The sequence below is a fragment of the Shouchella oshimensis genome (assembly GCF_002019765.1).
In the GTDB taxonomy this organism is placed as follows: domain Bacteria; phylum Bacillota; class Bacilli; order Bacillales; family Bacillaceae_D; genus Shouchella; species Shouchella oshimensis.
Genome location: NZ_KV917380.1, coordinates 1095929 through 1119845, shown reverse-complemented (window position 1 = coordinate 1119845; position 23917 = coordinate 1095929). Strand labels below are relative to the sequence as shown.

The 23917-nt window shown below is 39.1% G+C and carries 21 protein-coding genes and 1 riboswitch; of the genes, 2 read left to right on the top strand and 19 right to left on the bottom strand.

All coding sequences use genetic code 11. The features are described from left to right. Positions 1–22: 22 nt before the first annotated feature. Positions 23–2884: an excinuclease ABC subunit UvrA gene (gene uvrA / locus BK583_RS05470; protein ID WP_038482643.1), complete on the bottom strand. Its 2862-nt coding sequence runs from the start codon at positions 2882–2884 to the stop codon at positions 23–25. Between the two features lie 4 nt (positions 2885–2888). After that, on the bottom strand, positions 2889–4871 hold the full coding sequence (uvrB, locus tag BK583_RS05465) for an excinuclease ABC subunit UvrB (RefSeq protein ID WP_038482646.1): 1983 nt from the start codon (positions 4869–4871) through the stop codon (positions 2889–2891). A 276-nt stretch (positions 4872–5147) separates the two neighbouring features. Then, positions 5148–5274, top strand: a riboswitch (FMN riboswitch). A 112-nt stretch (positions 5275–5386) separates the two neighbouring features. Here uvrB and BK583_RS05460 point away from each other — a divergent pair. Beyond that, a complete protein-coding gene (locus BK583_RS05460; protein WP_236702479.1) occupies positions 5387–6367 on the top strand; it encodes a DMT family transporter in 981 nt (326 codons plus the stop codon). 49 nt (positions 6368–6416) lie between these two features. Here BK583_RS05460 and BK583_RS05455 read toward each other — a convergent pair whose 3' ends face one another. From BK583_RS05455 to BK583_RS05410, 10 genes are all read right to left on the bottom strand, one after another. Further along, complete coding sequence (locus BK583_RS05455; protein WP_055737533.1) at positions 6417–7586, bottom strand: PDZ domain-containing protein; 1170 nt, start codon at positions 7584–7586, stop codon at positions 6417–6419. Positions 7587–7670: 84 nt separating this feature from the next. Beyond that, positions 7671–9137, bottom strand: coding sequence for a S41 family peptidase (locus BK583_RS05450; RefSeq protein ID WP_078440061.1), 1467 nt, complete (start codon positions 9135–9137; stop codon positions 7671–7673). A gap of 151 nt (positions 9138–9288) precedes the next feature. Next, positions 9289–10701 (bottom strand): murein hydrolase activator EnvC family protein, encoded by a 1413-nt coding sequence (locus tag BK583_RS05445; protein WP_055737534.1) that lies wholly within the window; start codon positions 10699–10701, stop codon positions 9289–9291. Positions 10702–10730: 29 nt separating this feature from the next. Beyond that, positions 10731–11621: a permease-like cell division protein FtsX gene (ftsX, locus tag BK583_RS05440; protein WP_055737535.1), complete on the bottom strand. Its 891-nt coding sequence runs from the start codon at positions 11619–11621 to the stop codon at positions 10731–10733. Further along, positions 11611–12303, bottom strand: a complete 693-nt coding sequence (ftsE, locus tag BK583_RS05435) for a cell division ATP-binding protein FtsE (protein WP_038482661.1) — start codon at positions 12301–12303, stop codon at positions 11611–11613. The genes ftsX and ftsE overlap by 11 nt, the downstream gene beginning before the upstream one ends. Before the next feature lie 275 nt (positions 12304–12578). Beyond that, positions 12579–12902, bottom strand: a complete 324-nt coding sequence (locus BK583_RS05430; RefSeq protein ID WP_055737536.1) for a c-type cytochrome — start codon at positions 12900–12902, stop codon at positions 12579–12581. A gap of 163 nt (positions 12903–13065) precedes the next feature. After that, positions 13066–14173, bottom strand: a protein-coding gene (gene prfB / locus BK583_RS05425) for a peptide chain release factor 2 (protein ID WP_180316749.1) whose coding sequence is annotated in 2 segments (ribosomal slippage) — positions 13066–14100 and positions 14102–14173 — 1107 coding nt in all. Because the reading frame shifts where the segments join, the coding sequence is not laid out codon by codon here. Between the two features lie 26 nt (positions 14174–14199). Continuing rightward, a complete protein-coding gene (secA, locus tag BK583_RS05420; protein WP_038482664.1) occupies positions 14200–16722 on the bottom strand; it encodes a preprotein translocase subunit SecA in 2523 nt (840 codons plus the stop codon). Positions 16723–16873: 151 nt separating this feature from the next. Further along, positions 16874–17440: a ribosome hibernation-promoting factor, HPF/YfiA family gene (hpf, locus tag BK583_RS05415; RefSeq protein WP_035394645.1), complete on the bottom strand. Its 567-nt coding sequence runs from the start codon at positions 17438–17440 to the stop codon at positions 16874–16876. Positions 17441–17598: 158 nt separating this feature from the next. Continuing rightward, the gene (locus BK583_RS05410) at positions 17599–17796 is read right to left on the bottom strand and encodes a cold shock domain-containing protein (RefSeq protein WP_011247912.1); all 198 of its coding nucleotides are present in this window, start codon (positions 17794–17796) and stop codon (positions 17599–17601) included. Between the two features lie 606 nt (positions 17797–18402). Here BK583_RS05410 and BK583_RS05405 point away from each other — a divergent pair. Continuing rightward, the gene (locus tag BK583_RS05405; RefSeq protein WP_038482665.1) at positions 18403–19245 is read left to right on the top strand and encodes a DUF6612 family protein; all 843 of its coding nucleotides are present in this window, start codon (positions 18403–18405) and stop codon (positions 19243–19245) included. Between the two features lie 67 nt (positions 19246–19312). Here the strand turns inward: BK583_RS05405 and BK583_RS05400 are convergent, their stop codons facing one another. The 7 genes from BK583_RS05400 to flgL are packed head-to-tail and all read right to left on the bottom strand — an operon-like array spanning position 19313 to position 23904. After that, positions 19313–19657, bottom strand: coding sequence for a flagellar protein FliT (locus BK583_RS05400; RefSeq protein ID WP_055737537.1), 345 nt, complete (start codon positions 19655–19657; stop codon positions 19313–19315). Then, positions 19657–20046 carry a flagellar export chaperone FliS gene (gene fliS / locus BK583_RS05395; RefSeq protein WP_055737538.1) on the bottom strand — a complete coding sequence of 130 codons (390 nt, stop codon included), beginning with the start codon at positions 20044–20046 and terminating at the stop codon, positions 19657–19659. Before fliS ends, BK583_RS05400 begins: the two co-directional genes overlap by 1 nt. A 12-nt stretch (positions 20047–20058) precedes the next feature. Continuing rightward, a complete protein-coding gene (gene fliD, locus BK583_RS05390) occupies positions 20059–21819 on the bottom strand; it encodes a flagellar filament capping protein FliD (protein WP_038482668.1) in 1761 nt (586 codons plus the stop codon). 15 nt (positions 21820–21834) lie between these two features. Continuing rightward, positions 21835–22137, bottom strand: coding sequence for a flagellar protein FlaG (locus tag BK583_RS05385; RefSeq protein WP_038482669.1), 303 nt, complete (start codon positions 22135–22137; stop codon positions 21835–21837). A 36-nt stretch (positions 22138–22173) separates the two neighbouring features. Further along, positions 22174–22407 carry a carbon storage regulator CsrA gene (gene csrA / locus BK583_RS05380; protein WP_038482672.1) on the bottom strand — a complete coding sequence of 78 codons (234 nt, stop codon included), beginning with the start codon at positions 22405–22407 and terminating at the stop codon, positions 22174–22176. Continuing rightward, positions 22408–22839 (bottom strand): flagellar assembly protein FliW, encoded by a 432-nt coding sequence (fliW, locus tag BK583_RS05375; RefSeq protein ID WP_055737539.1) that lies wholly within the window; start codon positions 22837–22839, stop codon positions 22408–22410. 9 nt (positions 22840–22848) lie between these two features. Beyond that, the gene (gene flgL / locus BK583_RS05370; RefSeq protein ID WP_038482678.1) at positions 22849–23904 is read right to left on the bottom strand and encodes a flagellar hook-associated protein FlgL; all 1056 of its coding nucleotides are present in this window, start codon (positions 23902–23904) and stop codon (positions 22849–22851) included. Positions 23905–23917: the final 13 nt, after the last annotated feature.

Sequence of the window (23917 nt, the reverse complement as noted above, 5' to 3'; positions counted from 1 at the left end):
CATGTTTCATTTTCCCTAAAATTTATGATGAAAACTCGAATTTTTCTGCGTAACGCGCTTTATCTCTTTCCAAAATTGGTTTTAAATACCTTCCAGTATAAGAACCTTCAACTTCAGCCACTGCTTCAGGAGTGCCTTGAGCAACAAGCTGTCCGCCACCCGTCCCACCTTCTGGTCCAAGGTCAATAATATGATCTACAGTTTTAATAACATCAAGATTATGCTCAATGACAAGTACCGAATCGCCATTATCAACAAGTCGTTGAAGAACGTGCAATAACCGGTCAATATCATCTACATGCAAGCCCGTTGTTGGTTCATCTAATATATAGAGGGTTCTTCCAGTTGGGCGTTTATGAAGCTGCGATGCTAGCTTGACTCGTTGGGCTTCTCCACCAGATAACGTTGTTGCTGGTTGACCAAGGCGGACATAACCTAAACCAACATCAATAAGCGTTTGGATTTTGCGCTTAATTTTCGGGATGCTACCAAAGAATTCAACGCCTTCCTCAACTGTCATTTCTAGCACATCAGCAATCGTTTTGTTTTTGTAGGTCACTTCTAGCGTTTCTCGGTTATAGCGTTTTCCATGGCATACTTCACATGGAACGTACACGTCAGGCAAAAAGTGCATCTCAATTTTAATAATCCCATCACCTTTACACGCTTCGCATCTTCCACCTTTTACGTTGAAGCTAAACCGACCTTTTTTATACCCTCTCACTTTTGCTTCATTTGTTAAGGCAAATACATCACGAATATCATCAAAGACACTCGTATACGTTGCCGGGTTTGATCTAGGCGTTCGTCCTATTGGTGATTGATCAATATCAATGACCTTGTCCATCTCTTCGATACCGACAATTTCTTTGTGCTTTCCTGGCTTTTCTTTCGCACGATGAATTTTTTGCGCTAACGATTTATGAACAATTTCATTAACAAGCGTACTTTTACCAGATCCCGAAACACCAGTAATCGCAGTAAACACACCTAAAGGAAACGTAACATTGATATTCTTTAAGTTGTTCTCTGTTGCACTTTTGACCACAAACTGTCTTCCTGTAAGTGGTCTTCGTTCGCTAGGCACTTGAATAAACTTTTCCCCAGCCAAATATTGACCTGTTAACGAATTCGGATCAGCGATCAGCTCTTGAGGTGTACCTTGTGCGGTTACATAGCCTCCATGTACGCCTGCCCCTGGACCAATATCAATAATATGGTCTGCCGCTAGCATCGTGTCTTCATCGTGTTCAACGACAATTAATGTATTGCCTAAATCACGCATCCTCTTTAACGTCTCAATTAAGCGGTCATTATCTCTTTGATGCAATCCGATAGAAGGCTCATCAAGAATGTACAATACCCCCATGAGGGAAGAACCGATTTGAGTGGCTAGCCGAATCCGCTGCGCTTCCCCACCTGATAACGTGCCGGCAGCGCGTGATAACGTTAAATAATCTAGCCCAACATTTATAAGAAAGCCGATTCTGTCTTCAATTTCTTTTAAAATTAATCTAGAAATGGAACGATCTTTTTCAGATAGCTCTAGTGATTGCATAAATTGTAGTGCTTCTGTACATGAGTATTGATTCACTTCCCCTAAATGCTTTCCACCGACAAATACAGCTAATGCTTCTTTCTTTAAGCGGTACCCTTTACACGTCGGACAGTTTTTTTGCGACATATACGCTTCCATCTGTTCACGAATATAATCTGAGCTCGTCTCTCTATATCGGCGACCAACATTTGCTAGCACACCTTCAAATACAATCATATGCTCGCGCACACGACCAAAGTCGTTTTCATAATGGAAGAAAATCTTTTCTTTTCCGCTTCCGTTCAGAATAATCGATTGATGCTTTTCAGGAAGCTGATTAAACGGCACATCCATATCAATCGAAAAATGCTCACATACAGCCTCAAGTAATTGTGGATAATAATTCGAACTTGTTGGCTCCCACGGTGCAACAGCATGATCTCTCAACGTCCGGTCAGAATCCGGTATGACAAGCTCAGCATCTACTTCCTGCTTCACACCTAAACCGTCACAAGAAGTACAGGCACCATAGGGGCTATTAAACGAGAAAAATCTCGGCTCTAGCTCAGGAATGGAAAAGCCACATTCCGGACAAGCGTGATGTTGACTAAAAAGTAGTTCTTCTCCATCAATTACATCAATTAATACTCGTCCTTCTGCCAGATTTAAAGCCGTTTCTAGAGAGTCAGCCATTCTTGTTTGAATGCCTTCTTTTACAACGATCCTGTCAATGACGACTTCGATGCTATGTTTTTTATTTTTATCAAGCTGAATATCGTCTGTCGCTTCTCTCATTTCACCATTAACACGCACACGTACAAATCCATCTTTTTTAATTTGATCAAATACTTTTGCATGCGTTCCTTTTCGCCCCGATACCATTGGAGCAAGAATTTGCATTTTTGTACGTTCAGGGAACTGCAACAATTGATCGACCATTTGCTGAATTGTTTGCGACGTAATTTCTATACCGTGCTTAGGACAGATAGGTTTTCCAATTCGAGCATAAAGGAGCCGAAGGTAGTCGTGAATTTCTGTTACAGTTCCAACCGTTGATCGTGGATTTCGACTCGTTGTTTTTTGATCAATTGAAATGGCTGGAGATAGCCCCTCAATGGCATCAACATCAGGCTTATCCATTTGTCCTAGAAATTGACGGGCATAAGCGGACAGTGATTCTACATAGCGTCTTTGACCTTCCGCATAAATGGTATCAAAGGCTAAGGAAGACTTTCCAGACCCAGACAAGCCTGTCAAAACGACTAGCTTTCCTCTAGGAATGGATACGTCCATATTTTTTAAATTATTTGATCGTGCACCTTTAACGATAATCTCTTCTTGTGCCATACCGTCATCCTTCCGCTTTAAGCTCTAACAGCATATCTCGAAGCTCTGCTGCCCGCTCGAAGTTTAGATCTTTTGCCGCTTGCTTCATTTCTACTTCTATTTGCGCAATTGTTTTTTCGCGTTCTTTTTTCGTCATTTTTTGTTGAGGTTTCTTCGTTACGTCATATTCTCCGTCTTCTTCAGCGGCATAAGTCGCTTGTACTACATCTGGAATTTTCTTTTGAATGGTTTGTGGCGTGATGCCGTGTTTTCTATTAAACGCTTCTTGAATTTCTCGACGACGTTTTGTTTCACTAATCGCGACTTCCATAGAACCAGTTATCTTATCTGCATACATAATGACCCGGCCGTTTTCATTTCGCGCAGCACGACCAATGGTTTGAATTAGAGACCGCTCTGCACGTAAGAATCCTTCTTTATCAGCATCTAAAATCGCAACTAGTGATACTTCTGGTATATCTAAGCCTTCTCTTAGTAAATTGATTCCAATCAGAACATCGAACGTTCCCAATCGGAGCTGACGTATGATTTCTAAACGATCTAACGTTTTTACTTCTGAATGCAAATAGCGAACTTTAATACCAATTTCTTTTAAATAGTCCGTTAAGTCTTCAGACATTTTTTTCGTTAAAGTTGTTACTAAAACACGTTCGTTACGCTCAATTTGCTCATGAATTTCACCAATTAAATCATCAATTTGGCCTTCAATTGGTCGAACCTCAATTGGCGGATCAAGCAAGCCAGTTGGTCGAATAATTTGTTCGACCATTTCAGGTGTGTGCTCTAGCTCATACGGGCCAGGCGTAGCCGATACGTATACGGCTTGACTTATTTTTTCTTCAAATTCGGGGAACTTTAATGGTCTGTTATCAAGAGCAGAAGGTAAACGAAACCCATGATTAACGAGTACTTCTTTTCGGGCGCGGTCACCGTTATACATCCCTCTTACTTGTGGTAACGAGACGTGAGATTCGTCCATAATTAATAGAAAGTCTTTTGGAAAGAAATCAATTAACGTGTATGGCGTTGCCCCTGACTCACGTAAGGTTAAATGCCTAGAATAGTTTTCAATTCCTGAACAAAAACCCATTTCCGCCATCATCTCAAGGTCATAGCGTGTTCGTTGTTCAAGTCTTTGTGCTTCAAGCAACTTTCCATCTGCGTGAAGTGATTTTAATCGCTCTTCTAATTCTGCTTCTATATTTTCAATTGCTTTTTTCATTTTTTCTTCGCGGGTAACAAAGTGAGAAGCCGGAAAAATGGACACGTGATTTCGCTCTCCCTTAATCTCTCCAGTTAGTGCGTCTACTTCGGTCATACGATCAACTTCATCACCGAAAAATTCCACACGAATACATTGCTCATCTCTGGAGGCCGGAAAGATTTCAACCACATCGCCTCTTACTCGAAAGGTTCCACGTATAAAATTCAAATCGTTCCGATCATACTGAATATCGACAAGGCGTCGTAACAATTCATTCCGATCCATCTCCATTCCAGTACGAATGGACAAGACAAGATCCCGGTATTCTTCCGGGTTCCCTAAACCATATATACACGATACACTCGCTACAATAATGACATCTCGTCTCTCAAACAACGCACTAGTAGCTGAGTGGCGTAATTTATCAATTTCATCATTAATACTTGCATCTTTTTCAATAAATGTATCAGAAGAAGGCACATATGCTTCCGGTTGATAATAATCATAATAACTCACAAAGTACTCAACTGCATTATGAGGAAAAAATTGTTTAAATTCGCTATAAAGCTGACCTGCTAGCGTTTTATTATGGGCCATAATGAGCGTTGGCTTATTCACTGCTTGAATGACGTTGGACATCGTAAATGTTTTTCCAGTACCTGTTGCACCTAATAACGTTTGATGTCGATCTCCATTTTCAATTGCACGTACAATTTTTTCTATTGCATTTGGTTGATCACCTTGCGGCGAGTAGTCTGATACTAATTGAAACGTTTGATCCATCGTCTTTAGAACTTATCAAAGAACGATCTTTCTTTTGATAAGTTCACCCCTCCTTTGCAAAAGAACATGATCCTACTGTTATTCCCATTTTAGCGTCGTTAAAAACCCAATCAATTCATTTCCTGTAAACACACGTTCGCTTAAGTATACCATAAAAATGAATACTTGCACCAACTTTTACGAACGCACGTGCGTAACCAAAAATTGCTAGCAAACAAACTTCTAGACGACTCAAAAAAAATCCAGTATGATAACGATAGATTATATAAATTGAATAGGTATCTTCGGGGCAGGTGAAATTCCTGACCGGCGGTTAAAGCCCGCGACTCTGCATAGTTTTTATGTGGACTGATTTGGTGAAAATCCAAAGCCGACGGTATAGTCCGGATGGGAGAAGATCAAATAGAAAGAACATAGTCTTTGCTATGTTTATTTCTCCAGCCCTGAACACACTCGTCGTCCAGGGCTTTTTGATTTCTACAGAAGACCTTTTCATTGAAAAGGAGCTCACAGCTGTGAATGAACAACCGCAATCAAATAAGACGTTTTGGTTTATCGTGATTGGTGCCGCTTTTTGGGGGATTAATCCACTTTTTCGTATTTTGTTACTTGATACGATGACGTCTTTACAAATTGTTTTTATTGAACACATTATTTTAGCTTTTATTGCGATTCCCATTCTTTTAAAGTTTAAAGGAGATTTAAAGAAACTTAGCTTTAAAGATTTAGGAGCGTTATTATTTATTTCTTGGGGAGGCTCTGCTTTTGCCACTCTTTTATTTACACAAGGGTTAACCATTGCTGCATCTAGTGGTGAGATAAATTCCGTACTGCTCTTACAAAAATTACAGCCACTATTCGCCATTACCCTCGCTCACTTTCTTTTAAAAGAAAAGTTGCCGCAGCATTTTGGCGTTTACGTACCGATTGCGTTAATTGGGACATACCTTTTGACATTTGGTTTTTATTTCCCGATCAACAATCCAGGGGAAATATTCCAACTAGGAAGTTTGTACGCCATCGGAGCAGCAGCACTTTGGGGTGGCTCGACGGTAATGGGACGTATCTTATTAAAAAAATGTCGTCATGAGACTGTCACAGCACTACGCTTTTTACTTGCACTCCCATTACTCGGTGTCTTAATAAGTGTATCTCCTGATATATGGGCAAGCCCTGAATCAACCATTGCATTAACGTTCATTGCCCTTAATTTGCTTGCTTCAGCATTATTACCTGGTCTTGTGTCCATGCTGTTATACTATCGTGGATTACAGTCTGTTAAGGCCTCCGTTGCTACAATCGCTGAACTAAGCTTTCCAATGACAGGGTTGCTTGTATCATGGATAACCCTTCAAGAAACCGTAACAATTGCACAGCTAATTGGTTTTGCTCTTATTTGGTTCGTTCTATTTAGAATCTCTAAGCAACAAGATACGATTTCTCAGCTGCCACCTGTAAAAAAGCGTAAGAAAAACGCGCTTCAGCCATTAAAGTAATTGGCATCAGTAAAAGACCTTCCCCAAATGGGAAAGGTCTTTTACGTCGTTAAATAATCGAGTTACTTAATTTTTCTTGTTTGCGAACAAGCAAGACACCAAGCTGGTAGTGCTCACCACTGTAAAGGGGTCCTTGTACAAAACGTTTTTCTCCGTTCTTATCTTTTACTTCAATTTTACAGTAAACAGGATTTTTTTGGAGCGCCTGGTAAAGCGTCATCTCATCATGAACCGTCTGGCCATTTACCTTTGAAATTTGTTCTCCTAATAAAATTTTCATTTTATCAGCTGGACTGTTTGGTAAAACCCCAACCACTCGACAACTTTCTTCCTCCTCCGTAAAGAACACAGTGTCCTTCTTTTCTTTGTTCCTAATGGTCATTTGGCTTATAGCATGAAGTAAGGCGATAAAACCAAGTATACTTACGAATAACCATTCATTAGGAAAATAGAGAAGAATCATCGTAGAGACAGCAGCTATTCCAGCGAGCAATAAATAGACGCGTGTATAGTGATAAAATCGTGTTTCTAAGTGATTATGAGATTGTTGTTTAAACCCTAGAAGAATTGGAAATAGAATCGGCTGAATCGACTCAGAGCCTATTGAAAAAGTTGGCCATGGCCAAGGGAGGATAAAGGCACTCTCTGGAATAAAAAAGACAACAGGAACGATCCATAAACGATTGATTTTATGCACCCCTATAAATCTTCCTCTTTTTCCTTTTTTTAGCTGTGGTGAAATGAGCTTTCTCCCATCCTTTTTTACGAGGATCCCTTGAGAAAACAGTAACACCGCTACACTAAACATAATGGCAGCGTAAAGGTAAGGTTGCTCTCCAATTTCTAAAAAAGTAAATTCGATGAACTGTGGAAAGACGACTAGATAAAGTGCAACCAGGAAAAAAACATATGTAGGCGTGAGCCAATGCATTTGGCCGGTAAGTAAAAGAAGCAACGTCGCTAGTGTAATGGCCACAAGTATATCGGTCGGCAACACAACTCCTGCCGCAATGGTTACTATACTGACAAGCACACCTGTTACAATAGAAGGGATCGTACTTAACAAAAAATCAGCTCGCCGAGCATAAACTCGTGTATGAAACGATGACCGTTCTTGCTTCACACGCCAATGAGCAATTATAAATAGGGTAATGAAGCCGATACAAACAATTGGATTCAAAAAAAAGCTAGCGAATGCAGTTAGAATGGTTTCTACCATGAACTTGTCCTCCAACACTTACTTAAAAAGGGATATCTGTGCAGTTGAATACAGATATCCCTTTTTTACTCTCAACAATAATTCTTAAGATGCTTGTTCTACCGCAAGCTCAATCGCTCGATTCAATTGTGCATCATTCTCAACGTCTCTAATGTGCGCTTGTATTTCTTCTTGAATCTTTTGTGCGGTTTCTTCATCTAATTGACCGGTTTCATCTAAATCATGCTCTTCTTGAAATTCTCTTATTGCCGATTCTGTTTGTTCATCAAAGTACCCATCAGTACGATCAATCGAATAATCAAGGCCTTCTAGCATACTTTGTGCACGTGCTATTTGATCAGATACCTGATCTCTTTCGTAAGGTTCTTCAATGGAAAGAGCTACAGCATAAAAATACTCAGGCTGATCTACCTCTACAGTAGGCTCAACTCCCTCATGATCAATGGTGTTGCCTCCAGCTGTCAACCAGCGATCGGTAGTAATCTTTAAAGCACTGCCATCCGTCATACGAATTGACTTTTGAACAGTTCCTTTACCAAACGTCGTTTTCCCAACAAGATCATAGTCCCCAGATTCTTTTAAAGCAGCAGCTAAAATTTCAGAAGCCGATGCACTACTTTCATTAATTAATCCAACAATCGGGTAAGGCTTTCGTTCATCTAAACTTGATTCATAACTTTCAATACTTCCGTTACTATGCTCAATTTGAACAATTGGCTTATTATCTGGAATAAGTAAATTACCAATATTTTGCGCTCCATCTAAATATCCACCTGGATTACGACGAACATCTACAATGAGTCCATCAATCCCATCATCTTCTAATTCCTGTAGCAATTCTTCAAATTGAACTCCTACATCTTCAGAAAATGACGTAATCTCAAGACGCCCGATCAGTTGACCATCCACTTCAAAGGTATCCGCTCGAACTGCATCCACTTGAATACGATCACGCTCAATGGTTACATCAAATGGCTCATTTTGTTCTCCACGTTGAATGGTTAATGTAACTTCTGTACCGCCTTCTCCACGAATTAATTGAACCGCTTCATTAACTGAATAACCTTCTATTGATTCGCCATCAATTTCTAAGATCGCATCGTTTGGCAATAAGCCCGCTCGTTCAGCTGGAGATTCTCTCATCGGGCTAATAATAGAAACATAGCCATCCACCATACCTACTTCTGCACCAATACCCTCAAAATGAGAGCTTAACGATTCTTGAAAGCTTGCCGCAGATTGAACGTCCATATAGTCTGAAAAGGGATCCTCTAACGTTTCCACCATACCATTAATAGCGCCTTCGATAAGCTTTGTTCGTTCTACTTCAGAAACATAATTATTTTCAATTGTTGTTAGTGCTGTCTCAAATTTTTCAATCAACTCATCGTCATCTAAAATGACATCTGGCACATCAGAATCATCTGCATTTGTCGCAGGCGGTGATTCATTCGCCCCGCCTAATTGGATTCCATCATTTATAAAAAAGATAGCAGCCACAGCAATAATCACCATTACCGATAACGTAAAAAACAACTGCTTTAATTTCAAAACACTTCACCACTCCCAATGAGTTAGACATCCAGTTCTCAACTAATACTTTTATTCTAAGTTGTTCAATCATTATTGTCAAAACACGTTTGTCTTAATTTTGTCAAAACATTTAAAAATAGCGTCCATCGAAACGGACGCTATTTGTGTTTTATATATAATTCAGTGGATCAACTGCATTTGTTCGTGACCAGTTGAACGCTCCTTTATGCACTTCAAAATGTAAATGAGCGCCAAATGAATTCCCTGTATTCCCCATTGTTCCAAGTTGTGTACCTTGTCCAACACGTTGTCCTGCACTTACGTCAATTCGATCTAAGTGTGCATACACAGTAGTGTATTGTTGGCCATTCATTTGATGAGTCACAAGAACCCAGTTTCCAAAGCCGCCACTATGGTAGCCAGCTTCAACAACAGTTCCGTCTAGAACAGAAACAATTGGTACATCTCCACTCCGACCGTTTTTACCAATATCAATACCCCAGTGCATTCTTCCGCCACGCATACCGTATTGAGATGTTACCGAACCTGTCGCTGGACGAATAAACGATGAAGAGTTATTCGACGCTGGAGCAGCATTCTGAACGTTATTGCTTCCGCTAGATGAAGGAGTTGCTTCTCTGCTACTTGGCTCACTTGCTGCTGAAGTCGCAGCTTTTGCTGGCTCTGAAGCCGTCTCTACCTGTGCTGCTTCAGCTGCTTGTTTTGCTTCGCGCTCTTGTTTTGCTTCACGTTCTTGTCTTTCTTTCTCTTCTTGCTTACGACGTTCTTCTTCTTCTCGTGCTTTTTTCTGCTCTTCTTCCCATGCTGCTAGTTCTGCTTCAAGGGCATTTTCTTGTCCTTTAAGTAACTCTTCGTCAGAAATAATCGCATTCAGTTCTTCCTGAAGCTGTGTTTCTTTTTCGTTTAAATCATCTTGAAGACTATTTAATTCTTTCTTTTGAGCATCAAGCTCGTCTTTAATGGTTACTAAAGCCGCTTTGTTCTCTTCTACTTTCGCTTTCTTCTCTTCTACCTCTTGCTTTGCTTTATGTAGACGCTCTTCATCAGCAATATGTTCATCTAGTAACTCTTGGTCACTTTGAGCAATTGTTGTAATAGCACTTAACCGTTCAATAAAGTCACCAAAGCTTTGAGCACCTAGAAGCACCTCTAAATAGCTTACTTCTCCATCAGACTCATACGTCGCAACGGCACGTTCCTGTAAAATCGCTCTTCGCTCTTCAATACGTTCTTCAATAATGACTATTTCTTCTTCCAAAGCTTTAATCTCTGTTCCAAGCTGAACAAGCTCTTCTTCTGTTTCTTTTAATTTTTGCTCGTTTTCTTGTTGCTTCGCAGTTAATGCTTCGATTTCTGTTGAAAGAGCACTTAGCTCGCTTTCAAGCTCGGTAATTTCAGAGCGTGTTTCATTTGCAGAATCTTGCTTTGATACTTGTTGTTCACGAACTTGATCTAATTTTGTCTGAATTTCAGTGTTTGCCATCGCTGGCTGCATTCCTGTAAATAGGAGAGCTACTGCCGCAGTAACTGCAACAGTTGCTCGAATTGTACGCTTTTTCAACCTTATTTCCCCCTTGAATTCTAAACCAATTATACTTTTAAGAACTTACGAACAGACATGACGCTTCCCCATATTCCAACGCCAAGTCCTAAAATAACTAATAGACTGGAAAGCTGTATGATTAATAGATTAGGTGCTAGCAGTTCATACGGTACACCTTGTAAAAAGCTTGCTGACTCATTATACAAATACGTGTATCCAAAACTAATGAGGAGGATTGGAATGATGCTTCCTAATAGTCCAAGTAGCATCCCTTCAATTAGAAACGGCCAACGTACGAAGCTATCCTTCGCACCTACTAACTTCATAATTTGTATTTCATTCTTTCTTGCTAAAATGGTCAATTTAATTGTATTTGATATTAAGAACATCGCTGTGAATAATAAGGCACCAATTACAATGGCTCCGGCTATTCTACCTGTATTGGTGATGGTAAACAGATCGGATATAATTTCTTCTCCATACGAGACGCGACCAATATAAGGATGGTCACCTATAGATTCAGCAATCTCTTCTGTATACTGTGGTGTTGTTGCAATTATACGTAATGCATCTCGCAGCGGATTGTCATCCCGTAAACTTCCCCAGTAATCTTCTCCACCAGTGGAGGCAATTAAATTCTCAAGTCCTTCTTCTTTATCAATAAACTCTACTTCGTCTACATCGTATTCTGTTTCTACTTCTTCCATTAGCTCCGTTATTTCCGCTTCATCAGTGCCTCGTTCAATGAAAGCCCTGATCTCGACATTTTCTTCAATCGTTGACGCAATATGATTTCCGTTTAAAAAAACGATCATAAAGAATCCAACAATAACAAGCATAACGGTAACAGCGCTAATAGAAGCAAATGTCATCCAGCCACTTCGTCCAATATTTTTGAAGCCTTCACGGAGGTGGCGTTTTGGTGCATTAAACTTCATATCCGTAATTCCCCCTAGCTTCATCTCGAACGACACGACCTGCTTCAATCGCAATGACTCGACGCTTCAAAGTATTCACGATTTCTTTATTATGAGTAGCCATGATAACCGTCGTTCCTAACGCATTAACATTTTCAAGAATATCCATAATGCTCCACGCTGTATCAGGATCAAGGTTACCAGTCGGTTCATCTGCAATTAAGATGTCAGGACGATTCACAACGGCTCGCGCAATGGCAACGCGTTGTTGCTCTCCTCCTGATAGCTCACTTGGATAAAATTTGGCTTTACTTTTTATTTTCACTAAGTCTAGTACATCCATTACTTTTTGCTTTATCTTTGCTGGATCTTCTTCAATAACTTCTAAGGCAAAAGCAATATTTTCATAGACTGTCAACGATTGTAGAAGCTTGAAGTCTTGGAAAACAACACCGACTCGTCTTCTTAGGTGAGGAACTTCTTTTTGCTTTAATTGGGATAAATTCACATTGTCAATGTAAATCTCACCTTTAGAAGCCTTCTCTTCTCTGTATAACAAGCGTATAAACGTCGATTTACCAGCACCACTTGGGCCAACAATGTAAACAAATTCGCCTTTATTAAACTCTATAGACATACCATTTATCGCTTTAACGCTATTTGGATACACTTTCCAAACATCGTTTAACTTAATTAAACTCACTTCATCACAACCTTTAATAAAAAATGCCAAGGTCAATTTGTATTATCAAACATTTATTGTACATATTCAGACATGCTTCGCGGTAATTATATCATTAGATCAATCTAGTAAATATTACATTTTTATTTCAGTTTGATGTTTCATGTCAAAAATGATCGGGTATACAATATGACTTTGTTGAAAAAAGGGGGTTTTTCAGGCTCAGACAACAAAAAAAGCGCTCTATTCGGAGTAACCTTACTTAACCATCCTCCGATAGCACTTTTTCAATTTCCCTACCGTTCACTTAGCCATTCAACTAGCGCTGTGCGATCTTCGTCATCCAACTTCTGAGGCGGCATAAACCCTACCCCGTTTACGATAATCGTTTCTATTTCATCAGCCGTTAAAGCAATATCTAGAAGTGGCGGACCTGATGCGCCTTGTAGGCGATCGCCATGACAGCTTATACAGCTATTTTCTTTATAAACTTCGTAGCCATCGTCGCTAAAGATCACTTCGTCGTCACCTCTGCTATCATCTTGCTTCGTGTTGTCGACTTCTGGACTACAAGCAGCTAAGAGGATGAGGCAAAGAAGAATACAGCGTACATGGTTCAAGCCCGGTCACTCCTTTCTATCACAAATAAAAAGCGCATAGACGGTGTTTGTTAGATAAGTAGTAGCAACAAGATAACAAGTGTGAGACACCTTTGTTAGCAGAAGCATTACTTTTTAAACATCCGTCCGTAGCGCTACATGACGTTTATACATTACGTGTTCGTTAATCAATTCGAATGGTTTGCCTTAAATATGCATCAATGAATGGGTCAAGTTCACCATCCATTACTGCATTTGAATTTCCATTTTCATGATTTGTACGATGATCTTTCACCATTGAATAAGGATGAAAAACGTATGAACGAATTTGACTTCCCCAGCCAATGTCTTTTTGCTCACCACGAATTTCTGCTAATTCACGTTCCTGTTCTTCGATCTTTAATTGGTACAGCTTAGCTTTCATCATTTTCATGGCTTGCTCACGGTTTTTAATCTGTGAACGTTCGCTTTGACAAGTCACTACCGTGTTTGTTGGCAAATGCGTAATACGAACTGCAGAATCTGTCGTATTGATATGCTGTCCACCGGCTCCACTTGCACGGTATGTGTCAATTTTCAAATCTTCTGTATTGAGCTCAATGTCCACTGTATCATCAAGCTCTGGCATTACTTCACACGAAACAAAGGATGTGTGTCTTCTTCCAGAAGAATCAAATGGTGAAATACGGACGAGACGATGAACACCCTTTTCTGCTTTTAAATAGCCATAAGCATTATGACCTTTAATCAATAACGTTACGCTTTTAACACCAGCTTCTTCACCAGGTAAATAATCAAGTGTTTCAACAGAATAACCCCGTTTATCTGCCCAACGTGTATACATTCGCAATAACATAGATGCCCAGTCTTGCGATTCTGTTCCACCAGCTCCTGGGTGGAGCTCCAAAATGGCATTATTTTTATCGTAAGGCTCGCTTAGTAGCAGCTGTAATTCAAACTGGTTCATCTTTTCAATTAATGCACGCACACCTTCTTCTAATTCAACAGCTAGCTCAGAGTCGCCTTCTTCTCGCACCAGTTCTAAACTAACTTCTAAATCCTCATAGGCGTCAGACATATCTTTAAACGTATGCACCTGTTCTTTTAACCCGTTTGTTTCTGAAATCACTTTCTGTGCTTCTTCTTGGCTATTCCAAAAATCAGGGTCCGTCATCTTCTCTTCTAACTCCGCAATCCGCTCTTCCTTATCTGCGACGTCAAAGAGACCCCCTAAACTCGGCTAACCGTTTCTCTAGTGCCGCTAAGTCTTGCTTAATTTCTACTAAATCCAACTCTTTCACCTCATTAGTTAATAACCTTAGCCATTCGCCCCACAGCAATTTTTATATTTCTTGCCGCTTCCACAAATACAAGGATCGTTTCGGCCAATATCTTCGCCTTTACGAACTGGTTTCTTTTTGGCTTGCTTTTGTTCATTGTTTACTGATGGTTGAACCGCCTTACCTTGAGCGACTTCTTGTCTTTGTAAGTTTTGTTGAACTTCTGCTTTCATTACGTACATAGATACTTCTTCTTCAATTTCAACGATCATGGCTTCAAACATATTAAACCCTTCAAAACGATATTCACGCAAAGGATCATTTTGACCATATGCTCGTAGATGGATACCTTGACGAAGCTGATCCATTTGATCAATATGATTCATCCACTTACGATCAACCGTTCTCAACATAATCACTTTCTCAAATTCACGCATTTGTTCGGGCGAAACCTCAGACTCTTTTTCGTGATAAGCAGCAAGTACTTTTTCCGTTACAAGTTCAATCACTTCTTCTTGCTCAAGTCCAATGATTTCTTTTTCAGTTAACGCACCTTCACTTAGCAATTGTCCGTTAATGTACGTCACAATGGCAGTTAAATCCCATTCTTCTTGTACGAGTGAATCTGGCGTATGCGTTTGAACAACATGAGTGACCGTTGCTTTTAACATGTTTTTCACAATCGACTGTAAGTTTTCTGATTCCAATACTTCCATACGTTGCTTGTAAATAATTTCACGCTGTTCCCGCATCACATCGTCAAACTGCAAGATTTGCTTTCGTGCATCATAGTTATTACCTTCAACACGCTTTTGCGCAGTTTCTACCGCTCGGGAAACAAGCTTTGATTCAATCGGTTGATCTTCTTCCATTCCAAGCCGTTCCATCATATTACGCATATTATCTGAACCAAACCGCCTCATCAATTCATCTTCCATTGAGAGATAGAATTGTGAAGAACCTACATCTCCTTGTCGACCTGAACGACCTCGAAGCTGATTATCAATTCGACGTGATTCGTGTCGCTCTGTACCTAATACGTGTAAACCACCTAAATCTTTTACACCAGGCCCTAATTTAATATCCGTTCCACGACCAGCCATATTTGTTGCAATTGTTACAGCACCTTTGTGCCCTGCATTTTCAATGATTTCTGCTTCTCGCTCATGGTTTTTCGCATTTAATACATGGTGAGGAATACGTTTCTTTGTTAACATTTTAGAAACAATTTCACTTGTATCAACGTTTACTGTACCAACTAGTACAGGCTGTCCTTTTTTGTGTAATTCTGCAATTTCATTAACAACTGCATGAAACTTCGCCTGCATCGATTTGTAAATTAAATCAGAGCGATCATCACGTGCTACATCTTTATTTGTTGGAATGACCATTACATCCATCCCATAAATATTACGGAATTCTTCTTCTTCAGTTTTAGCTGTACCAGTCATCCCCGCTAGCTTTTGGTACATTCTAAAATAGTTCTGGAATGTAATAGACGCTAGGGTAATGCTTTCTTTTTGTACTTGCAAGTTTTCTTTTGCTTCTAGCGCTTGGTGAAGACCATCGCTATAACGACGCCCTTTCATTAAACGACCTGTAAACTGATCGACAATGACTACCTCGCCATCTTCAACAACATAATCCGCATCACGATGCATTGCCACATGCGCTTTTAATGATTGATTAATGTGATGATTTAACGAAACATGTTTTTGATCATAAAGGTTGTCAATATTAAATGCACGTTCTGCTTTATTCACACCTTCATCTGTTAATTGTACGGCTTTTGTTTTTTCATCATACGTATAATCTTCATCAACTTTTAGAACTCGTACAAACGTATTTGCTTGTCCATATAGCTTAGTTTTCCGTTCGACAGAACCAGAAATAATGAGCGGCGTTCGTGCTTCATCAATTAAAATGGAGTCCACTTCATCAATTAGGGCAAAATGGAGCGGGCGCTGAACCATTTGATCTTTATATAGAACCATATTATCGCGTAGGTAATCGAATCCTAGCTCGTTATTTGTACTATACGTAATATCAGCTGCATACGCCTTTTGCTTTTCTTCTCTAGAGAGACCATTTTCATTCAAGCCTACTGTTAGTCCTAAAAATTGGAATACGCGACCATAATTTCCAAGGTCACGGCTTGCTAAGTAATTATTTACTGTCACAATATGAACACCCTTGCCAAGCAACGCTTGAACATAACAGGCAATTGTTCCTACAAGTGTTTTACCTTCACCTGTTTTCATTTCGGAGATGTTTCCCTGGTGAAGGGCAAGCGCACCAAGAAGCTGAACACGATACGGATATTCATTTAAGACTCGTTTAGCGGCCTCTCTTACTGTTGCAAGTGCAGGAACAACGACTTCATCAATGGAAATACCTTCTTCAATTTGTCGTTTGAATTCTTGTGTTTTATCTCTTAATTGTTCATCGGAAAGCTTTGCCATTTCATCCGCTAAAGCTTCGACTTGATCAATAACTTTTTCATTTTTCTTTAATTGCTTTTGAGCAGGATCGCCTACTACTTTTCGAAGTAAACCGAGCATATTCATCTTCCTCTCTTAACGGCAATACACACTACATGACTTTTTTTGGGTTTATCATACTTATATTAGCAGTTTAGACCCTGGCTTACAAGACTGCCTACTTATGTACAGCATGAAAAAGTGCCAGCACGCAGCTGACACTTTATTATTATTATGCTTCAGATTCAATTAAACCATATTTGCCGTCTTTTCGACGATAAACAACATTTGTACTACCGCTATCTGCATCTGAGAAGACAAAGAAATTATGACCAAGCAGATCCATTTGTAAAATAGCTTCTTCAGCATCCATTGGCTTTAAGTTAAAGCGCTTCGTTCGAACAACCTGCAGATCATCTTCTTCGTACTCTTCTTCAATGATCTCCTCACGAAGTGGCTCTAGTTCATTTTTGAACATATGCTTGAGGCTACCCTCTTGTCTGAACTTACGATTTACCTTTGTTTTATGCTTTCGAATTTGGCGTTCCAACTTTTCAACGACTACGTCGATTGCTGCATACATATCCGCATTTGTTTCCTCGCCTCTTAATAATAGCCTAGGCATCGGAATGGTAACCTCTATACTTGATTCGCTACTATTAATAAGCTGTAGCTTTACATTTACATCAGCCACAGGAGTTGTGTCGAAATAGCGTTCAAGCTTACCGACTTTCTTCTCTACATACTCCCTAATTGCTGGTGTTACTTCAATGTTCTCACCACGAATATTATAATGCATCGTTGAACTCCTCCTTTTCCCTTGCTTACTTCTACATTTCCCTCTAAAATCCTTCTTAAACATTAAAAATATGACAAAAAAAACAACAAAAAACTCACCCTACTACTTGTAGAGTGAGTTGAGATTAGCTATTATTCATATCCTTACAGGAATGTGAATTAAAGCTTTACTACGTTTGCAGCTTGCGGTCCGCGAGCGCCTTCAACGATTTCGAATTCTACGTCTTGACCTTCATCAAGAGTTTTGAATCCATCAGAATTGATTGCAGAGAAATGTACGAATACGTCATCTCCGTCTTCACGCTCGATAAAACCAAAACCTTTTTCTGCATTAAACCATTTAACTTTTCCTTGCATGTTTCACATTCCCTTCGTTACATAAAATTCAATGTATGGTGTTATACCACAGTTTCAATATACCAGTACGATTCTTATAAGTCAAACTCTTTCTTCAAATGGCACAATAGGCATTTGTCTAATTCTGTCGATACAAAACACTCATTTTGTTAACGCTTTCTTAAAACAGCTACGAGAATAAAAGGTTTGAGTATCTTGTGAAAATAAGAGAGAATATGAAATTTGTCGAAATTTTTTTAGAAGTTTTTAAAAAGATTGCTCTAGCTGAAATAAAAATGAGTATTAACTTATTTCATTGTTAAAGAACAACAACACAAATTTCCGCAAACTTTAGAAGCAACGTTAAAAAAACGCCTTAAACCTTTACTACAGTCAGTGAATGGAAAAGCTGATTACATAAAGCTATTTGAATTTCAAAAGTAAAACCTAGTTTCTTCATTTAATTATGAAACCTACATACACGTAGTCGATAGTAGTCCGACGAAACACCATGGTTCTATTTTCCTATTTGCATTCACGGTCAGGTTTGTTACAATATCACAAGCGCTTGTAACACAAATGTAATATTCTGTAGCGCCAACTTAAACCAACCAGGAGTAGATGACTATGTTACACAGAAACTGGCTCTATTCAAGTGTGACCTTATCAATCCTTCTTGGAGCATGTTCTATAACGGATGTTGAACAAGAGGAAACGCTCATTTTATCTGATGAGATCGAGGATAAAGAGGATCTGTTCGTTAATCAAAGTCAATCGATCATTAAAAACACGATTGACGTAGAGAAAGAACTTAAAAATTACGAAGCTACTATAAAGATAACAGACTTTATTTCTTCTCAAACAAAGCAAGTAGAGAAAGTAACAGAAGGCGCATTAGCGTACCAAAAAGAACCTGAAATTACGTATACTACCTTTTCTCGCTATGGCTTAGACCAAGAAGGAAATGAAGAAAAAGTAGAGGAATCTCTTAGTGTTTTAGCTACAGAGGCAGCCTTTTTTTCTAATTACAATGGTGAAGGCTGGGAAGAATCGAATAGCGATGTCGAGTTCAGTTCACTTTTATCGTTACATTATTCTCCTAAAGCCCAATTATCTCTTTTGCAAGGCATTTCCGAGTTTGTAAGTGTTCGTGAATACGATGATCTTTATATACTTTCTATTGAAGCAAACGGTGACGACCTTGATGACATGGCTTTACATATGGAGCTATTTGATCAGTCATTACTCGGTATTGAAGATATTCCTCAACATGAGGGCACCTTCGAAGTGTCACAGTTAGACTTCTTGCTGTTTATAAATAAAGATAGCTTTCAACTTGAAAAGTCTACGACTGTGTTTGAATTTGTTATACATGCTCCTAATGAAGAATACGCTATTCGTAAAAATGTAACGGTAACACGTCCATCTGTGAACAACCCAGAAGGCATTCAATACCCTTCTGTTCATTAGCAGATATCTAAAAAGCCCTCACTTGATTGGTGAGAGGCTTTATTTTTTATAGATTGAAGCAAAGGTATTACGTAGAAGTCTTATCTAAAAACACACCAGCTTGTGTTGATGCATAGGTACGCTGATATTTATGCCGTCCGTCTTTCTGTTTCGTAAATCGTTGAATATCTTGTTTAATTTCTGTTCTCTGTGTACCAAGGAATTCATTTATCTGTTTTTCTTCATCTTGCAGAAATCCACTTTTTATCTCATCAATAGAAAGATGCTCAATCAGTTGCTGTCGCTCATTCAATAACTGCATTACTTGATCAATATAGGCATCTCTTTGATCGTCTTCAGACGGTAGTCCTGTCTCAAGGTGAGTAAGAAGAGTCTTTGTTATAAGAGACAAAGGATTTGGCGTGACTGTCATTACGTCGCAACCCCACCAAAACGATTCTGACGATCCAATTTAATGACTTCTTTCCACGTATCTCTAAATTCCACAACGTAACCTTGTGCCTCTTGTAAGGCTGTAAGGTCACTTTTGATGTTGGCTTCAATTAATTGATAATGAATGTATTCGTACATTCTCATCATATTTTCACCAACTTCGGTATCGGTCTTCAACGTAATCATTAACTCTTTTATAATGGCCTCTGCTTTTGTTAACGCTTCGTTTTTTTGTTGAAAATGACTCTCCTTAATGGCATTTTCTGCAACTCGTAGCTGCTTAAGGCAACCATTGTACAACATAAGTGTTAACTCGCCAGGCGATGCTGTTTGTACAGATTGCTGTTTATAGGCTGCTTGCTTGAGCATGTGCTGCCTCCCTTAATTATATAATAGATTAAATAAAGATTCACTTTGCTGGTTAGCCATTTGCATCGCTCGTTCCATTGCAGTAAATTGTCTCCAATACCTCGCCTCTTTTTGTTCAAGCCTGCGCTCAAAGTTACTGAGCTGCTGGTCAATGGTACGTGTCTGTTGGCCGATTGTAAATTGATGAAGCTCATGAAACCCTTCTGACCCTCCAGCTCTTCTTGCAATGGAGGACATTGAGCGTTGTAAATCCCGACGCATGGATTGTGCTAACCCTTCCGTTTCTTGATTTCCGTTGAACAATGTAAAGATAGCTTCTGGATCCGTTTCAATCGCTTTCCTTAACTTATCTTCATCAATTTCTAGCTTCCCACCGTCAGCATAATCTCTAGTAGTTGTAATGCCAATTTGCGATAGATGAGTGAATGCGCCTCCTGTTAAAATCGGTTTATACAGGCTACTTCTTAATTGATTTAAACTCGTTTGAACGAGTGAATCATTCCGTAATAAACCACTTTGTGCTCGTTCATCCCATCGTTTTGCTTCTGCCTCTGACAATCCATCTCTCTCTTCGTCCGTTAATGGATCGTAATCACGGTAATAGCGCTCATTTACTTTACCATTCATAAAATCAATTAACTCATTATACTCATTAACAAACGACGTAATGGTTTTATAGATTGAATCTACATCCGTAGAAGCTGCCAGCGTGATTGCTTGATTCGTTGTATCTTTTAACGTAATTGTCATACCACTAACTGAAAAGGTGTTCTCTCTTCTTTCTGTTTCAAGTCCGTTAATGGTAAATTGAGCATTTTGCCCATTTTTGACTTCATTCAAACCAAAAGTAGACGTAAACAAGCTACCTTCAAACGTAAATTCCTTCTCTTCTCGATTAAATGTTCCAGTACTTTTATTCGTCAGTACAAATGTCTTCTGGTGTTCATCAAAAAAAGCAGTAACATTCGCTTTAGACTGATTCATTGCCGTTACAACAGATTGAATAGAATCATTCTCACTAAAATAAAAAGACGTAGTTTGATAGTCTCCGCTCTCATTGGTCATAAGGGATAGAGAGTTAAATGTGAAGCGCTGAGCCTTTTCTTCATCTTCCACCCCAGCTATATACTCTACTTGCACTTGGGATGAGAGTGTTACATCCTCATGAAAGGTAAGCCTTCCAGCATCGTCCATTGCTACTTGGTTTCGTGCCAATTCACCAGCTTGATCACTGACAATTTCATATGCCTGTCCTTGAATCAGAATGTGCTTTACACCTTCTGCTAATGGTTCTTTAAGCTTAATGGAATGGTTTTCGTCAACTTGTACGGCTTCTCTCGTCCGCTTACCAACTACCCATTCCATCTCGTTTGTTGCAATATCTTTTAATAACGTTCTACTCGTTACTGAATCAGATTGTCCATTTGTTTTTGAGATGGTGCTACCAATAGCGGTAGTTGCTGTTGCCAATTGTTTTACTTCGTTAATGGTAAAACTCGTATTTCCTACATTTGAAGAAGCTGTCGCTGATATAATCGACTCATTGGAAGATACCACAGATCTTCTCTGCATAGAAGACGCACGCATAATAGAATCGAACATGGACGTATGGAGGGCACGAAGTTTTAAATTCATTTCCCGATACTGATCCATTTTCCAGCCTAGTTCTGTTTTTTTCTTTTCTAATTTATTTACTGGCATTCGTTCTGCCTTCATGAGATCTTTCATCATCTGATCAATATCAAGACCAGAAGATAACCCTGATAATCGCATATGGTTCACCTCTTTTTATACTTGCCGATCAATAATTAACCCAGCAGATTTCATCATTGACGCGAGTAAATCTAGTAGTTGCTCTGGAGGAACCTCTCTAACAACTTCATCTGTATCCGAATCAATTACTTTCACATAGACTCGATCTAAATCAGTATGAACATGAAAAGATAATGCTCGTTTGATTGGTTTGTTACTCACAACCATGTGTTTTTCATCATGGAAGGGTTCTTGTTGCCTTGGTTCTTGTATAGTCTGCTTAAACGTATTGCTTTCTAAAAAACGATTTACACTAGCTGGTTGGATCTCCATTGACATGACCACGCCACCTTAAAAAAGAAATGTAAAAAGCTACTACGAATCTTTCTCATGCTCAAACAATGACTTTATTGTATCAACTGTTACAGATTGAACAGCTTGCTTATTCTCGTTTTCAATGACCTCAACTATTTCTTTCCGAAATATGTCAATTGACTTCGGTGCTTGGATACCGATTTTGACCTGATCCCCGTTTACCTCTAAGATCGTCAACTCAATTTGATCCCCAATACAAATGGATTCCGTTACCTTTCTTGATAACACAAGCATTTAAGCGCCCCCCTTTGTGGAGAGTAATGCTTTTGAAGAATACGGTTGTCCTTCTTGGACAAGTTGTTTTCCTTTATTATTCCGTGTATTAATGATAATTGGTGCGTTTAGATTCGCCGTTGATTGTGAAAACGGTTGTTGGATTGTAATGATAACAAAAAGCGCAACATCTGTAGGCTGTGTTACCTCTAGCAGTTGAACCGTATTTGCATCAAGATCGATGTGATAATCTTTCCAAATTGAAAAAGGGTTCAAGCAAACAAAAGCAACATGCTTATGCACAATCGATTGTAGAAGATAAAATTCGCTTTCTGGAAAAGGAAGTAGCGCAAATTCTTTTTCTTCTGGAAATCCTGGAATACCTAAAGAAAACTGAAGTTTGTTTCCATCCTCTACTTCAATTGTTCCTAAATAATTTGTTTCAAGTTGCATAAAAACCACCTATCTTAAAAAGTCTAATAATGATGGCTGCAACACTCTGGCACTTGCAGCTAGAGCAGCGGAATGAATTGTTTCAGCCACAAGCAACTTCATTACAGTCTCTTCAAAATCAACATCTTCATTCTCAGACTTAATTTTCTCTAACAAAAATTGCTGTGTATTCAAACGATCTTCTATTAAATCAACGCGATTCATTCTGGCACCCAATTGACCATTTACATCAGCAGTCACTCGTAAATGATTGTCTGCTTTCCCTACAAACGTATCTAAGTCTTCTGCTGTTATGTTTGGATCAAGCAACGCTTTTTGAAACTCAAATAAATCACTAAAAAAATCAGTTGTAAACAAGCGGTGGGCATCTGCCCCAACTGTTATGTGGATTCCTTGCTGCAGTTCAAGTTCATATGCAGAAGTGGCGAATTGATTGTTCATCATACGGACATCTTCAGGTTGAATAACCTCGTCTCCAGCAAACAGTTGACCATCGTTAAAGGTTACCTGCTGTCCATTTTCATTTTCAAACAAGCCATTTCCTTCATAGCTGTACGTTTCACCATTGTAAAAAAGAACCGTATGCTCGTTAAAATCTTGCTCTGTTACTTGCGCTGGATTTAATGTTTTTATAGGTGGAACATTGCTTAACTCACCGTTAAAGATGTATTTTCCTGCGGTGTTTGTATTGGCAATCGTGACTAAATGGTTTGTTAATTGCTCTACTTCTTGAGCAATGCTTTTCCGCTCATCAGCACCGAAAGTATCTGTTGATGCTTTCACAGCTAATTCGCGTATTCTTGTAATGATTTGACTCGTCTCTCGTAACGATGCATCACTCTGATCCAATCGATTGTGTGCTTCACTTAAGTTACGTTGATATTGATTTAATTGACCAATTGATTCTCGATACTGCATTGATTTTCCAGCTATTACTGGGTCTTGAGAGAAACGAGAGATTTTCTTTTGTGTGCTCATTTGTTCTTGTAAAGTGGATAAACGTTGATAACTCGCTTGTGAATAGTGTAATGTATTTGCTGTTAACATTGATTGAGTTACTCTCATGAACTCCATTCCT